At 72.9% G+C, this 12,582-nt stretch carries 13 protein-coding genes; 7 read left to right on the forward strand and 6 right to left on the reverse strand.

The window, feature by feature from the left end; all coding sequences use genetic code 11:
• Positions 1 to 522: 522 nt before the first annotated feature.
• A complete protein-coding gene (locus FV227_RS25285; RefSeq protein WP_147728270.1) occupies positions 523 to 1,149 on the reverse strand; it encodes a PilZ domain-containing protein in 627 nt (208 codons plus the stop codon).
• 91 nt (positions 1,150 to 1,240) lie between these two features.
• Positions 1,241 to 1,891, reverse strand: coding sequence for a PAS domain-containing protein (locus FV227_RS25290; protein WP_147860188.1), 651 nt, complete (start codon positions 1,889 to 1,891; stop codon positions 1,241 to 1,243).
• A gap of 470 nt (positions 1,892 to 2,361) precedes the next feature.
• Between FV227_RS25290 and FV227_RS25295 the strand changes: the two genes are divergently transcribed.
• Positions 2,362 to 3,183 (forward strand): rhomboid family intramembrane serine protease, encoded by an 822-nt coding sequence (locus FV227_RS25295; RefSeq protein ID WP_147728268.1) that lies wholly within the window; start codon positions 2,362 to 2,364, stop codon positions 3,181 to 3,183.
• A 230-nt stretch (positions 3,184 to 3,413) separates the two neighbouring features.
• On the forward strand, positions 3,414 to 3,845 hold the full coding sequence (locus FV227_RS25300) for a CBS domain-containing protein (RefSeq protein ID WP_147728267.1): 432 nt from the start codon (positions 3,414 to 3,416) through the stop codon (positions 3,843 to 3,845).
• An 18-nt stretch (positions 3,846 to 3,863) separates the two neighbouring features.
• Here FV227_RS25300 and FV227_RS25305 read toward each other — a convergent pair whose 3' ends face one another.
• The 4 genes from FV227_RS25305 to folE form a co-directional block, all read right to left on the reverse strand.
• The gene (locus tag FV227_RS25305) at positions 3,864 to 5,435 is read right to left on the reverse strand and encodes an alkaline phosphatase D family protein (RefSeq protein ID WP_147860189.1); all 1,572 of its coding nucleotides are present in this window, start codon (positions 5,433 to 5,435) and stop codon (positions 3,864 to 3,866) included.
• Between the two features lie 87 nt (positions 5,436 to 5,522).
• Positions 5,523 to 6,515, reverse strand: coding sequence for a patatin-like phospholipase family protein (locus FV227_RS25310; RefSeq protein ID WP_147860190.1), 993 nt, complete (start codon positions 6,513 to 6,515; stop codon positions 5,523 to 5,525).
• The gene (hisI, locus tag FV227_RS25315) at positions 6,512 to 6,922 is read right to left on the reverse strand and encodes a phosphoribosyl-AMP cyclohydrolase (protein ID WP_147728538.1); all 411 of its coding nucleotides are present in this window, start codon (positions 6,920 to 6,922) and stop codon (positions 6,512 to 6,514) included. Before hisI ends, FV227_RS25310 begins: the two co-directional genes overlap by 4 nt.
• 32 nt (positions 6,923 to 6,954) lie before the next feature.
• Positions 6,955 to 7,809 carry a GTP cyclohydrolase I FolE gene (folE, locus tag FV227_RS25320; RefSeq protein WP_147842278.1) on the reverse strand — a complete coding sequence of 285 codons (855 nt, stop codon included), beginning with the start codon at positions 7,807 to 7,809 and terminating at the stop codon, positions 6,955 to 6,957.
• Between the two features lie 258 nt (positions 7,810 to 8,067).
• Between folE and FV227_RS25325 the strand changes: the two genes are divergently transcribed.
• From FV227_RS25325 to FV227_RS25345, 5 genes are all read left to right on the forward strand, one after another.
• A complete protein-coding gene (locus FV227_RS25325; RefSeq protein WP_147728536.1) occupies positions 8,068 to 8,514 on the forward strand; it encodes an iron-sulfur cluster assembly scaffold protein in 447 nt (148 codons plus the stop codon).
• A 4-nt stretch (positions 8,515 to 8,518) separates the two neighbouring features.
• Positions 8,519 to 8,875 carry a membrane protein insertion efficiency factor YidD gene (gene yidD, locus FV227_RS25330; RefSeq protein ID WP_147728535.1) on the forward strand — a complete coding sequence of 119 codons (357 nt, stop codon included), beginning with the start codon at positions 8,519 to 8,521 and terminating at the stop codon, positions 8,873 to 8,875.
• A gap of 145 nt (positions 8,876 to 9,020) precedes the next feature.
• On the forward strand, positions 9,021 to 10,022 hold the full coding sequence (locus FV227_RS25335; RefSeq protein WP_147728534.1) for a MoxR family ATPase: 1,002 nt from the start codon (positions 9,021 to 9,023) through the stop codon (positions 10,020 to 10,022).
• Between the two features lie 3 nt (positions 10,023 to 10,025).
• Complete coding sequence (locus FV227_RS25340) at positions 10,026 to 10,940, forward strand: DUF58 domain-containing protein (RefSeq protein WP_147728533.1); 915 nt, start codon at positions 10,026 to 10,028, stop codon at positions 10,938 to 10,940.
• A 9-nt stretch (positions 10,941 to 10,949) separates the two neighbouring features.
• Positions 10,950 to 12,582: BatA domain-containing protein (locus FV227_RS25345; RefSeq protein WP_187274951.1), on the forward strand; the 1,633-nt coding region annotated here is incomplete at its 3' end.

Raw genomic sequence — 12,582 nt, forward strand, 5'->3', positions numbered from 1 at the left:
GGCGGGCAGCGAGGCCAGGGTCTGCGCCGCGACCGGGGCGACGGCGGGGGCGAGAAGCGCGAACAGCCCGAGGCCGAGCGCCCGGATCATCGTCCCCTTGCTGCTGAACACCCGGCCCATCGCCACAACCCTCCGTCGATGGAGGCAGGATGGGGCCGCTCGCCCTCCGCGGCGCTGAAGCCGATCCGTGCAATTTTATCGATTCCCCGGTGCGACCGGACCGGCTCGCAACAGCCCGAACCGGACGCTGTGGCGACGCCGCGGATTGTCGGCATCGCGTTGAGGATCGGGAAACCTTGTGCCGCCGGATCGCGACCGCCCGATGTCGCAGCCGCACGCCGATGGCGAATCGGAGCGAACGCCGCGGGCGTGAGTCGGCCCCTCGCAGCGCTGGCCGGTGTCGGGTCGGGTCAGCGGCGCGCCTGCGATGACGGCATCGCTCGGGATCGGCCGATCACGCGACGCGACGCGCGCGCCGGTCGCCTGCGATGGCGGCTGTCCGAGGTCTCGGGAGCGCGGCGTCTACAGCGTCATGCCGTCGTGGAAGCGATCGGGGGAGAGCGGCAGCATGAACTGGACGCCGAACCCGCCCTCGAAGTAGCGCACGAGCTTCCCCGGCGTGCTGCCGATCGTGACGGTCGCGCCGAGCGGGGGAACGTTCAGGCTGGCCAGGGCCACGCCGGACATCGAGATGTCGATGACCCGCGCCTTGATCTCGCGCCCGCTCTCCAGACGCACGATCACCGCCGGCTGCTTGGGCACGACGCGCTCGTGGGTTCGGCCTTCCGGCAGGCCGAGGATCTCGCGGTTGGCGAGCCAGGTGAGCTGCGAGGCGATCTTGTCGCGCTTGCGCGGCGTCGCCGAAAGCTGCACGGCGAATCCACCCGGGGGATGCCGGGCGATGACGCCCTCGATCCGGCCGATATGCTCGAGGTACAGCACCACGCGCTCGCCGAGCTCGCCCACGACCGCGCAGGTCAGACGGACCCCGCCGGGCGACATGTCGACGGTCTGGCACGGGTATTCGCGGCGATCCGACAGCATGTAGCGACCGAGCAGCGCCACCGGCACGCGCTGGTGGCGGCGCAGATCGGAGGCCTGCGCGAGGCGCAACGTGGTCGTTCCCACTGGTGTCTGCGCCGTGTTCATTCCGAAGCCGGCTTGATCCGTTGGTGATCGGACTCAAAACCTAACGCGGTCTCGTTACGAAACCCTTTTTTTCGGATGACGCAATCTCAGGTCAGATTCGGCCGCCGCGGTGGACCAGGAGATGACCGCGACGGAAGGGGCTGCCGTCGTTGGCCGGCGGGGGGAGGGCACCGAACGAGCCGGCCTCCGAGGCGAGGATCGCGAGGCCGGCATCGCCGTCGGCCGAATCACCCCGAAACAGCCCGGCCTCGGGCCGGTTCAGCACCCGGAGCGAGAGCGTGTCGAGGCGGACGAGCGGCCGCAGGCCGAGCCAGGCCGGCGGGCTCACCGGGCTCAGGGTGCCGAGCGCCCGCGCCTGGGTGCGCCCGCGGTGGCGCAGCGGCAGGAGCAGGAACTCGAGGTCGATCGCCTCGCCGGCGCTATTGGTGCCGCGCAGCCCCGCGACGACGCCGAGCGCGTCGTGCGCCACGATCTCGACCATCCGCCAGGGGTCGGCGGGCGCCGTGCCCCAGAGATCGGACAGGTGCGAGGCGCGCAGCTCCCGCCCGAACAGGGCGCAGACCCGGGTGCCGGCGAGCCGGAGGGTCGCGATCCGGTGCGGCATGTCGATCTCGAGGATCAGGCTGTCGGCCAACAGGTGGCGGATCTCTCCCGGCTCGATCTCGGCGCGCTCCGGCGCACAGCGCTGGCCGCGGATCCGATCCCAGTAGCTGTGGAGCATGCGGCTCGTCGGATGCTTCATGAGTGTCCCGGAACGATGCACGGCGGCGTGACGATGGGTGCCGCTTCGGAACACCTGCGATCAGGCGCGATGCATCCGGCGGCAGTTCGAGACCCACGGCGCACAGCCTATGCCCCCGGCCGCGGCCAAGCTCGCGCAACCCTTCGTTAAGGTTACGAAAAGGTTGACGTTGCGTGACGCGCGCCGCCGCATGACAGTGATCACGACAGCGTGACGGCTCGGGTTCGCCCCGCGCCGGCCACGCCTCCGGGTCGCCTTTGCGAGGGGCACGGAGGGATCGGGCGCTCGGCGCCCCGCCGTCTCCTGGTCCGGACGGCGCCCGAACCCGATGCGGGCTCGGGGATCCTTCGCTTCAGGGAGGGGGTCCATCACCGGGCCACCTCCCTTTTTTTGTTCGCCGACCGGCATTCCGGCCGCCGCCGTCGCCGCAGGCCCTTGCCCCGCGGGCCGCCGCGCCGACATGTGGCGCCATGGATGCCTCGCCCGATCTGCCGCGCCAGGGCCGCGTGCCCGTCTTCAACATGCCGGGCGTGGTCACCGTCTCGATCGGCCTCCTGCTCGCGATCCACGCGGTCCGCGAGATCCTGCTGCCTGACAGCTGGGACATCCGCCTGGTCCTCGACCTCGCGCTGGTGCCGTCCCGCTGGACGACGTGGCTCGACCCGGCCCAGGCCGACGCGGTGATGCGGGCGGCGAGCGAGGTCGGCGACGCCCAATTCGCGGCCGCGCGCGAGGCCTTCGCCCGCTACGTGCTGACCGATCCCGGCCCGTACCTGTGGAGCTTCGCGACCTACGGCCTGCTGCACGGCTCGTGGATGCACGTGATCTTCAACACCGTCTGGCTCGCCGCCTTCGGCTCGCCGGTGGCGCGGCGCTGCGGTGCCTGGCGCTACGGCCTGATCGGGCTCGCCGGGACGGTCGCCGGCGGCGCGCTGCACGTGGCGATCGACCCGCTGAGCACCGCACCGCTGATCGGCGCCTCGGCCGGCGTGTCGGCGCTGATGGCGGCCGCCGCCCGCTTCGTGTTCCAGCCGCCGCTGCCGGGCTACGGCACCCAGCCCTGGCAGCTGCCGCCCCGGCGGCCGGTCGAGACGGTGCCGGAGCTCCTGCGCAACCGCACCGCGGTGACCTTCCTGGTGATCTGGATGGCGACGAACCTGCTGTTCGGCCTGATCAGCCTGCCGCTCGGCGCCGAGAGCGCCGCCGTCGCGTGGGACGCGCATCTGGGCGGCTTCGTCGTCGGCTTCCTGATGTTTCCGTTCGTCGATCCGCGGGAACCGGTCGCGCAATAGTCCCGGTGCGGGCGGGCACGACTGTTTCGCTGCCGGTCTCGGCCGGCGAGATCAGCATTGGCGTAGCGAACGGACCCCCGAGACGGTCGTGCCCGGCCTTGCCATGACGCGGCATCCGCCACACACTCGCGCGGAGCGCAGGCGCGATCCGGGATCAACCCGGGCACGTCGCGGTCGGCGCGCACCGTGGCTGACGGCGCGCGCGGCTTCACCTCCTGGGAGGGATCTTCATGACCATCGCACGCATCCTCGCCGAGAAGGGCGGGGACATCGTCACCATCACCCCCGAGCGGACCCTCGACGAGGCGATCCACCTGCTGGCCGAGAAGCGGATCGGCGCCCTCGTGGTCACCCACGGCGACGGGTCGGTCGCTGGCATTATCTCCGAGCGCGACATCATGCGGGCGCTGGCCAAGCTCGGCGGCGGCGCCTTCGATGCGCCGGTCTCCGCGCACATGACCGCCGAGGTCGTCACCTGCAAGCGCGCCACGACGGTGGAGGACGTGATGCAGCTGATGACCGACGGGCGCTTCCGCCACGTCCCGGTCTGCGAGGACGGCCGCCTGGTCGGCCTCATCTCCATCGGCGACGTGGTCAAGCGCCGGATCGCGGCGGTCGAGGCCGAGCATCAGGCGATGCGCGACTACATCACGATGGCCTGAGGCCGGATCGGGCCGCGCTCATCCCCGGGCGGGGTCGAGGGTGACGTGCCAGAGGTCGGCATCGGCCGCGTCCTTCAGCGTCACCGTCATCTGCTCCGTCCGCCCGTCGACGGCGACGTGGCCGAAGAACTGGTAGCCCGCCGCCGGCGACAGGTTCGCCTGTCCCTCCGGCGGCGCCTTCACGAAGCGCAGCTGCGGCCCGAACGTGTCGTCGAGCTTGTTCGGGCCGAACGTGCCCGCGTGCAGCGGGCCGGAGACGAACTCCCAGAACGGCTCGAACTCCTGGAAGCGGGCCTTGTTCGGATCGTAATGGTGCGCCGCCGTGTAGTGCACGTCGGCCGTGAGCCACACCGTGTTGCGGATGTTCGCCGTCTTGATGAACCGCAGCAGGTCGGCGATCTCGAGCTCGCGCCCGAGCGGCGGCCCGTCGCCCTGCGCCACCGCCTCCGACCCGAAGCTCCGCTTGGGATCGTAGGTGACGACGAGCCCCAGCGGCATGTCGGCGGCGATCACCTTCCAGGTGGCGCGCGACTCCGCCAGCGCCCGCTTGAGCCAGGCGAGCTGCACCGGCCCGAGGAAGTACGCGTCCGGACCGTAGCGGGTCTCGCGGTTCTCGCCGTTCGGCCCGCGATACGAGCGCATGTCGAGCATGAACACGTCGACGAGGGGGCCGTAGGCGATCTTGCGGTAGACGCGGCCCGGCTCGGCCGGCTCGAAGCGCATCGGCATGTATTCGTGGAAGGCGCGGGACGCCCGCACCTCGAGGGCCCGCACGTTCGGGTCGGCGTACTTCTTCCTGAGGTGCTCGGCGCGGGTCAGCGGCTCGCCGGGCCACCAGTTGTTGGTGACCTCGTGGTCGTCCCACTGCGCCAGGATCGGCACGGCCGCGTTCATCGCCAGCACGTTCGCGTCCGTCAGGTTGTACTTGTAGCGGCCGCGGAACTCGGCGAGCGTCTCGGCCGGCTTCGCCACCGCCTCGGTGACGCGGTTGCGCCAGAGGGTGCCGTCCGGCAGCATCACCTCGGCTGCGATCGGCCCGTCTGCGTAGATCGTGTCGCCAGAATGCAGGAAGAAGTCCGGGCGGTTGCCCAACATCGCTTTGTAGATCGTCATGCCGCCGCGGGCCTCGTCGATGCCCCAGCCCTGGCCCGCCGTGTCGCCGGACCAGCAGAACGAGACCGAGCGACGGTCGGCCGGCGCAGTGCGGAAACGGCCGACCTGGGCCGGCCCGCGGATCGTCGGGGCGGCCAGGTCTTCCAGACGGATCCGGTAGAGGATGTCCTGTCCCGGCGGCAGATCGGTGAGCGCGACCTTCACGGTGCCGTCGGTTTCCGGCAGCGCGTCGGCGACCGTGCCGCCGCGGATCTCGGAAAAGCTCTCGGTGGTGGACCATTCGACGATCGCGCGGCACGGCCGGTCGGCACGCGCCCAGACGATCGCGGAGTCGGAGCCGACGTCGCCCGATTGCAGCCCGTGGGTGAGAATCGGCCGGTCGGCGGCGCGGCTGAGGCCCGGCCTGGCGAGGCCGGAGGCGAGCCCGACGAGCCCGGCCCCGCCGGTCAGCAGGAGTTGGCGGCGGCTGGACACCATCGGGTCGGCTCCTCGCGGCGGGCGGGCACTGTGCCGATCCCCGACGTGAGGCCGCATCGCAGGCCGACACGACAGTCGCGTGACGTATCAGGCCCGCGCGGCCGCGGCCTGTACCATCGCCCGGATGCGGGGCAGGGCGGCCCGCGTCGCCGCATGGCCGGCGGCGATCCCCTCGGCCGCCCGGTGGAACTCGAACTGGCCCATGGCGGCGAGATCGGGCCCGATCGCGCAATCGGGCGGGTCCCGCTCGAGGCGCGCGCGGGAGATGCGGTCCTGCGTGATGTTGAACGCATCGAACATCACCCGGCCGATGCCGGGCCCGGACGGCGCGACCCGGCGGTTGCGCAGGCCGGCGAGCAGGTTCCAGCGGCGTGCGCCGACGGCGGTGACGACCTGCTCGACCGGATCGACCGCCTCGGGCTCGATCACGCCGCCCCGCAGCCGCGGATCGCAGGCGAGGTTCACGCCGATGACGAGGTCGGCGCCCATCGCGCGGGCCAACGTCACCGGCACCGGGTTGACCAGCGTCCCGTCCATCAGCAGGCGCCCGTCGCGCTCCACCGGCGCGAACAGCCCGGGCAGGGCGTAGGAGGCGCGCAAGGCTTCGATCAGCGACCCGCGGGTGAGCCAGACCTCATGCCCGGTGCCGAGCTCGGTGGCGACCGAGGCGAAACCCACGGGCAGGTCGTCGACGAGGCGGTCGCCGAGGTCGCGCACCAGCCGCCGGCGCAGGCGGTCGCCGCCGATCAGGCCGGAGCCCGACAGGCGCGGGTCGAGAAGGCCGAGCACCCGGCGGCGGGTGAGGGAGAGCGCGAACTCGGCCAGCGCGTCGAGCTTGCCCGCCGCGAAGCAGCCGCCGACCACGGCGCCGATCGAGCAGCCGGCGACGACCGCCGGATGGATGCCGGCCTCGTCGAGGGCGCGGATCACGCCGATATGCGCCCAGCCCCGGGCCGCACCGCCGCCGAGCGCCAGCCCGATCCGCGGTTCCCAGGGCGCCGCGTCACGGGTCGGCTCGACGGTTCCGGGGGCGATCGCGGCGGGTGCGGCGTGCCGCAGCAGGGCGTGCGCGCCGCTCATGCGCCGGCGGGATGCAGAACCGCGCGGCCGTCGGGATCGAGGGTGACGCCGCGGTAGAAGCACGCCCGGCGCCCGGTGTGGCAGCAGCCGCCGTCGCCGCCGACCGCGACGGTGATCAGCAGCGCGTCCTGGTCGCAATCGGTGCGCATCTCGACGACGCGCTGGATCTGCCCCGAGGTCGCGCCCTTGTGCCAGAGCTCGCGGCGCGAGCGCGACCAGTACCAGGCCTCGCCGGTCTCCAGCGTGCGCTGCAGGGATTCGGCGTTCATGTGCGCCAGCATCAGCACGCGGCCGTCCTGCGCGTCGACGGCGATGCAGGCCACGAGCCCGTCGCGGTCGAAGCGCGGGGTGAAGGCCGTGCCTTCCTCGACCTCGGCACGGCTACCGGGCGGATCGAACGGGACCATGGACGACCATCTCCGCGCGGAGCGCCTGAACCTTACGCCTTCCCGCCGCGGACCAGCGTCAGGAACCGCACCTGCTCGCTGGCATCCTCGCGGAAGGCGCCGCGGAACTGGGTGGTGATGGTCGAGACGCCGGCCTTCTGCACGCCGCGCATCGCCATGCAGAGATGCTCGGCCTCGACCAGGACGGCGACGCCGCGGGGCTTGAGGATGCTCTCGATCACGTCGGCGATCTGCGCTGTCATCGTCTCCTGCGTCTGCAGGCGGCGGGCGAAGGTGTCGACGACGCGGGCGAGCTTCGACAGGCCGACGACGCCCTTGGTCGGATAGTAGGCGATGTGCGCCAGCCCCATGAACGGCACCATGTGGTGCTCGCAATGGGAGTAGAACGGGATGTCGCGCACCAGCACGATGTCGGAATAGCCCTCGACCTCCTCGAACACCCGCTCGAGCAGGGCGTCGGCGTCGACGTCGTAGCCGCCGAAGAGCTGGCCGTAGGCCTTGACCACGCGGGCCGGGGTGTCGAGCAGCCCCTCGCGGTTCGGGTCGTCGCCGGCCCAGCGCAGGAGCGTGCGCACGGCGGCCTCGGCCTCCTCGCGGCTCGGGCGCGCCAGCGCGATGCCCTCTGGCACGCGCGTCGCGGATGCGGGCTTTCTGGCAATGTCCTTCGTCGCGTCCTCCGCAACCTCCAGCGCGGCCGTCTCGGCACGGCGCTCGGCGAGGCTCGCCACCACGCGATCGTTGTCGTTGCGCATGACGCTCAAGCTCGGCTCGGCCTCGGGAACGGGCCGGCTGGCGCCGTAGGACAGGGATTTGAGCGCGGCATCCATGGCATCTCCAGCCCGCGCCACACGGGCCTTCATCGTGGTACTGTCCGGCTTGGCATACATGCGGTCGAACCGTCTCGGAGCCCGGAAGGCTCCGGGCCGGCGCCCCGGTTGTTACGGTGTCCGTGGCCGTGGGCGCGACCCTGGTCGACGAGCCGCCTCCTCGCGAAACGGCGTCACGCGGCCTATATCGTCGTTCTTGCACGATCGCGCAATGCACGGCGCGTGGGGCAGGCCCGGACCGTCCGGGGACGAAGCGCGGCGATCGCACGGATCGACCGCGCGACGATCGAAACCGAGGACAAGGATCGGCAGGCGCCCATGCTCGACGACATCTACAACCGGCGCATCCTCGAACTCGCCGCCGACATCCCGCGGCTCGGCCGGCTTCCCGCGCCGGACGCCAGCGCGACGGTGCATTCAAGGCTCTGCGGCTCGACGGTGACCGTCGATCTCGTGCTCGGCCCCGACGGGACGGTGGCCGATTTCGCCCACGACGTGAAGGCCTGCGCGCTCGGCCAGGCCTCGTCCTCGCTGATGGGGCGGCACGTGGTCGGCTCCAGCCCCGGCGAGCTCCGGGCGGTGCGCGAGACCATGCGCGCGATGCTGAAGGCGAACGGCCCGGCTCCGGAAGGCCGTTGGGCCGACCTCTCCGTGCTGGAGCCGGTGCGCGAGTTCAAGGCGCGCCACGCCTCGACTCTGCTGACCTTCGACGCGGTGGTGGACGCCCTCGACCGGATCGAGGCCGGCAAGCAAGCCGCCGCCTGACGCGATGCTGCGGCGGGCCGCCCATGTCGCGATCCGCGGCTACCAGCTCACACTGTCGGGCCTCGTCGGCCGTCAGTGCCGGCACTGGCCGAGCTGCTCGGACTACGCCGACGCGGCGATCGCCCGGCACGGGCTCTGGCCCGGCGCCTGGATGGGGTTTTCGCGGATCTGCCGCTGCGGCCCCTTCGGCACCCACGGCATCGACCTCGTGCCCGACGCGTTGCCGCCGCGGGCGCGCTGGTTCCTGCCCTGGCGCTACGCGCGCTGGCGCGGGGTGAACGCGCCGGAAAACCCGTTTTCCTGCGATGCGGTCGAGGCCTCGGACGGACTGGCCCGGGTGGCGGCACCAGACCGCGGCTGAAGCGCCGCGGGCCGCGCCCGGCGAACCTGCGGCGATGCCGGCCTTGCCAGCTGGTCACGAACCGCCGCACACTCCGAGCCCAGAACGACGCCAGCGTCGCCCCCCGGCCGCAAGGCCCGACAATCGAGACGGAAACCCCATCGGCATGAGTCAGGGCTCGTCCGCCACCTCCCTCGACGACGGCATCGTCGCCACCGCCGAAAGCTGCCTCGCTTCCGTGGGCCAAGCGCGGGAGGCGATCCACGGGGTGATCTTCGGGCAGGAGAAGGTCGTCGACCTCGCCCTTGTCACGATCCTGGCCGGCGGCCACGGCCTCCTCGTCGGGCTGCCGGGCCTGGCCAAGACCAAGCTCGTCGAGACGCTGGGCACGGTGCTCGGCCTCGACGCCCGCCGGGTGCAGTTCACGCCCGACCTGATGCCGTCCGACATCCTCGGCACCGAGATCCTGGACGAGGATGCCGACCGGCGCCGGTCGTTCCGCTTCGTCAAGGGCCCGGTCTTCACCCAGCTCCTGATGGCCGACGAGATCAACCGGGCGAGCCCGCGCACGCAGTCGGCGCTGCTGCAGGCGATGCAGGAGAACTTCGTCTCGGTGGCCGGCGAGCGCCACGACCTGCCGCGGCCGTTCCACGTGCTGGCCACCCAGAACCCGATCGAGCAGGAGGGCACCTATCCGCTGCCCGAGGCGCAGCTCGACCGGTTCCTTCTGGAGATCGACGTCGGCTATCCCGACCGCGCCGCCGAGCGCCGCATCCTGATCGAGACGACTGGCATCGCCGACCAGGGCGCCAAGGCGGTGATGTCGACCGACGCGCTGCTGACCGCGCAGCGCCTCGTGCGCCGCCTGCCGGTGGGCGAGGCGGTGGTCGACGCGATCCTCGACCTCGTCCGCTCGGCCCGCCCCGACAGCGGCGATCCGCTGGTGAAGGGCAAGCTGATGTGGGGGCCGGGCCCCCGCGCCAGCCAGGCCCTGACCCTGGCGGCGCGTGCCCGCGCGCTGATCGAGGGCCGCGTCGCCCCCTCGATCGCCGACGTGAAGGCTTTGGCCGAGCCGGTCCTGAAGCACCGCATGGCGCTGAGCTACGCCGCGCGCGCCGACGGCGATACCGTCGAGGGGCTGATCGCCAAGCTCGCCGAGAAGCTCTAGCGCGTGGCGGCCGCCCGCGCCCTCGAAGCGATCCCGCGCGTCCCGGGCCGGCGGGAGAACGAGGGCGCGGTGGCGCTCTCCGACCGCATGCCGCGGCTCGTGCTGGAAGCCCGCCGCGTCTCGTCGATGCTGGCGCACGGGCTGCACGGCCGTCGCCGCGCCGGGCCCGGCGAGAGCTTCTGGCAGTTCCGGCCCTTCGTGAACGGCGAGGCGGCGGCGCGGATCGACTGGCGCCGCTCGGCCCGCGACGACCGGCTCTACGTGCGCGAGCGCGAGTGGGAGGCCGCCCACAACATCTGGATCTGGATCGACCGCTCCGCCTCGATGGGCTTCGCGTCCGATCTCGCGCAGGCCGCGAAGGTCGAGCGCGCGCTCGTCCTCGGGCTGGCGCTCGCCGACGCCTTCGTCGACGGCGGCGAGCGGGTCGGGCTGCTGGGCCTCACCCGCGCGACCGCATCGCGGAAGATCGTGGAGGCGATGGCGCAGGCGCTCGTCGCGGACGTGCCCGGCCTGACCCAGGACCTTCCGCCCCACGCGGCCCCCGCCCGCTTCGACGAGGTGATCCTGATCAGCGACTTCCTCACCCCCCTCGACCGCGTCGCCGCGGCCGTCCAGGAAATCGCCGGCCGCGGCAGCCGCGGCCACCTCGTCGTCGTCGCCGACCCGATCGAGGAGACGTTTCCGTTCGCGGGACAGGCGGTGCTGCACGACCTCGAATCCGGGTTCTCGCTCGACGTCGGCGACGCCGCCGCCTGGGGCGACGCCTATCGCGGGCGCATCCGGGCGCACAGGGCCGGCCTGTCCGAGATCGCCCGCGGCATCGGCTGGACGCTGACCCTGCACCGCACCGACCGCCCCGCGAGCGAGGCGGCGCTTCGCCTCGCGACCCTGGTCGCCGCCGCCCGCGGCACGGGCTAGGAGGGCGTCGTGCTCGGATTGACCTTCGCCGCCCCCTTCGCGCTCGCCGCGCTGATCGGCCTGCCCGCCCTGTGGCTGCTGCTGCGGGTGACGCCGCCGCGCCCCCGCCGGATCGATTTCCCGCCGCTCAAGCTCGTCGCCGACTTGGCTGCGCAGCGCCAAACGCCGGCGCGGACGCCGCCCTGGCTGCTGATCCTGCGCGTGCTCGCCGCCGCCGCCCTGATCCTCGCCGTCTCCGGCCCGGTCTGGAACCCGAGCGGCGTCGGCGCCGGCGGCGGACGCAAGGCGCTGCTGGTGATGGTCGACAACGGCGTCTCCGCCGCCCACGACTGGCGCGACCGGATGCGGGTCGCGACCGATGCCGTCGAGGGCGCCGCCCGTGACGGCCGCCCCGTCGCCGTGGTCGGGCTGGCGGACGCAGCCGCCGCGATCGAGGCGCGGACGCCCGCGGCCAGCCTGGAACGGCTGCGCGCGCTGGCGCCGCGCCCGTACCTGGCCGACCGGGACGCGCATCTCCAGGTCCTGGCCGGCTTCCTCGAGCGCAATGCCGGCGCGGGCATCGTCTGGATCAGCGACGGCGTCGCCGGCATCGAGCCCGCCGGCTTCCCCGGCCGTCTCGCCGAGCTCGGCGCGTCGTCGGGCGCCGCCCTGACGATCCTGCGCGCCGAGACGCCGCCGGCGCTGGCGCTGACCGCGTCCGAGACCGGGGGCAAGCTCACGGCCCGGGTGCTGCGCGCCGCCGCCAACGGCCGCGACGCCGGCCTGGTGCGGGCGCTCGACCCGAAGGGCCTGCCGCTCGCCGAGCACGACTTCGCCCTCGCACCCGACGCCACCGACACCGAAATCGCCTTCGACATGCCGATCGAGCTGCGCAACGGCGTCAGCCGCATCGAGATCGCGGGCGAGCGCTCGGCCGGCGCCGTCACGCTGGTGGACGAGCGCGGCAAGCGCCGCCGCGTCGGCCTCGTCTTCGGCGGCACCAACGACCAGGCGCAGCCGCTGCTGGCGCCGACCTACTATCTCTCCCGCGCGCTGCAGCCCTTCGCCGACGTTCAGGAGGCGCGCGGCGCCAAGGGCATCGCCGACCAGGTCGGGCAGCTGCTCGACAACCAGGTGACGGTGCTGGTGCTCGCAGACGTCGGCGCCATGGACGACCGCACCGCGGCCCGCGTGCAGACGTTCGTCGAGAATGGCGGCCTCCTGCTGCGCTTCGCCGGTCCGCGGCTCGCCGCCGGCAGCGATCCGCTGGTGCCGGTGCGCCTGCGCCGCGGCGGGCGGACGCTCGGCGGCACCCTCTCGTGGGACAGCCCGAAGACGCTGGCGCCGTTCGCGCCCGAGAGCCCGTTCGCGGGCCTGGCGCCGCCTGCCGACATCGGCGTGCGCCGCCAGATCCTGGCCGAGCCCGACGGCGACCTGCCCGGCCGCACCTGGGCCTCGTTGCAGGACGGAACGCCGATCGTCACCGCCGAGCATCGCGGGCAGGGGCTCGTGGTGCTGTTCCACGTCACCGCCGACACGACGTGGTCGAACCTGCCGCTGTCGGGCCTGTTCATCGACATGCTGCGCCGGGTGGTGGCGCTGGCAGGTTCCTCGGCCGCCCCCGCCGAGGGCGGCCCGCGCCCGGCCGCGGCGATCCTCGCCC

The sequence above is a fragment of the Methylobacterium sp. WL119 genome, from assembly GCF_008039875.1.
GTDB lineage: Bacteria > Pseudomonadota > Alphaproteobacteria > Rhizobiales > Beijerinckiaceae > Methylobacterium.

Excerpts from the sequence above, each read along its gene's own strand:
- FV227_RS25285 (WP_147728270.1), bottom strand. The coding sequence starts at position 1,149 with ATGAACACGGCGCAGACACCAGTGGGAACGACCACGTTGCGCCTCGCG.
- FV227_RS25290 (WP_147860188.1), bottom strand. The coding sequence starts at position 1,891 with ATGAAGCATCCGACGAGCCGCATGCTCCACAGCTACTGGGATCGGATC.
- FV227_RS25295 (WP_147728268.1), top strand. The coding sequence starts at position 2,362 with ATGGATGCCTCGCCCGATCTGCCGCGCCAGGGCCGCGTGCCCGTCTTC.
- FV227_RS25300 (WP_147728267.1), top strand. The coding sequence starts at position 3,414 with ATGACCATCGCACGCATCCTCGCCGAGAAGGGCGGGGACATCGTCACC.
- FV227_RS25305 (WP_147860189.1), bottom strand. The coding sequence starts at position 5,435 with ATGGTGTCCAGCCGCCGCCAACTCCTGCTGACCGGCGGGGCCGGGCTC.
- FV227_RS25310 (WP_147860190.1), bottom strand. The coding sequence starts at position 6,515 with ATGAGCGGCGCGCACGCCCTGCTGCGGCACGCCGCACCCGCCGCGATC.
- hisI (WP_147728538.1), bottom strand. The coding sequence starts at position 6,922 with ATGGTCCCGTTCGATCCGCCCGGTAGCCGTGCCGAGGTCGAGGAAGGC.
- folE (WP_147842278.1), bottom strand. The coding sequence starts at position 7,809 with ATGTATGCCAAGCCGGACAGTACCACGATGAAGGCCCGTGTGGCGCGG.
- FV227_RS25325 (WP_147728536.1), top strand. The coding sequence starts at position 8,068 with ATGCTCGACGACATCTACAACCGGCGCATCCTCGAACTCGCCGCCGAC.
- yidD (WP_147728535.1), top strand. The coding sequence starts at position 8,519 with ATGCTGCGGCGGGCCGCCCATGTCGCGATCCGCGGCTACCAGCTCACA.
- FV227_RS25335 (WP_147728534.1), top strand. The coding sequence starts at position 9,021 with ATGAGTCAGGGCTCGTCCGCCACCTCCCTCGACGACGGCATCGTCGCC.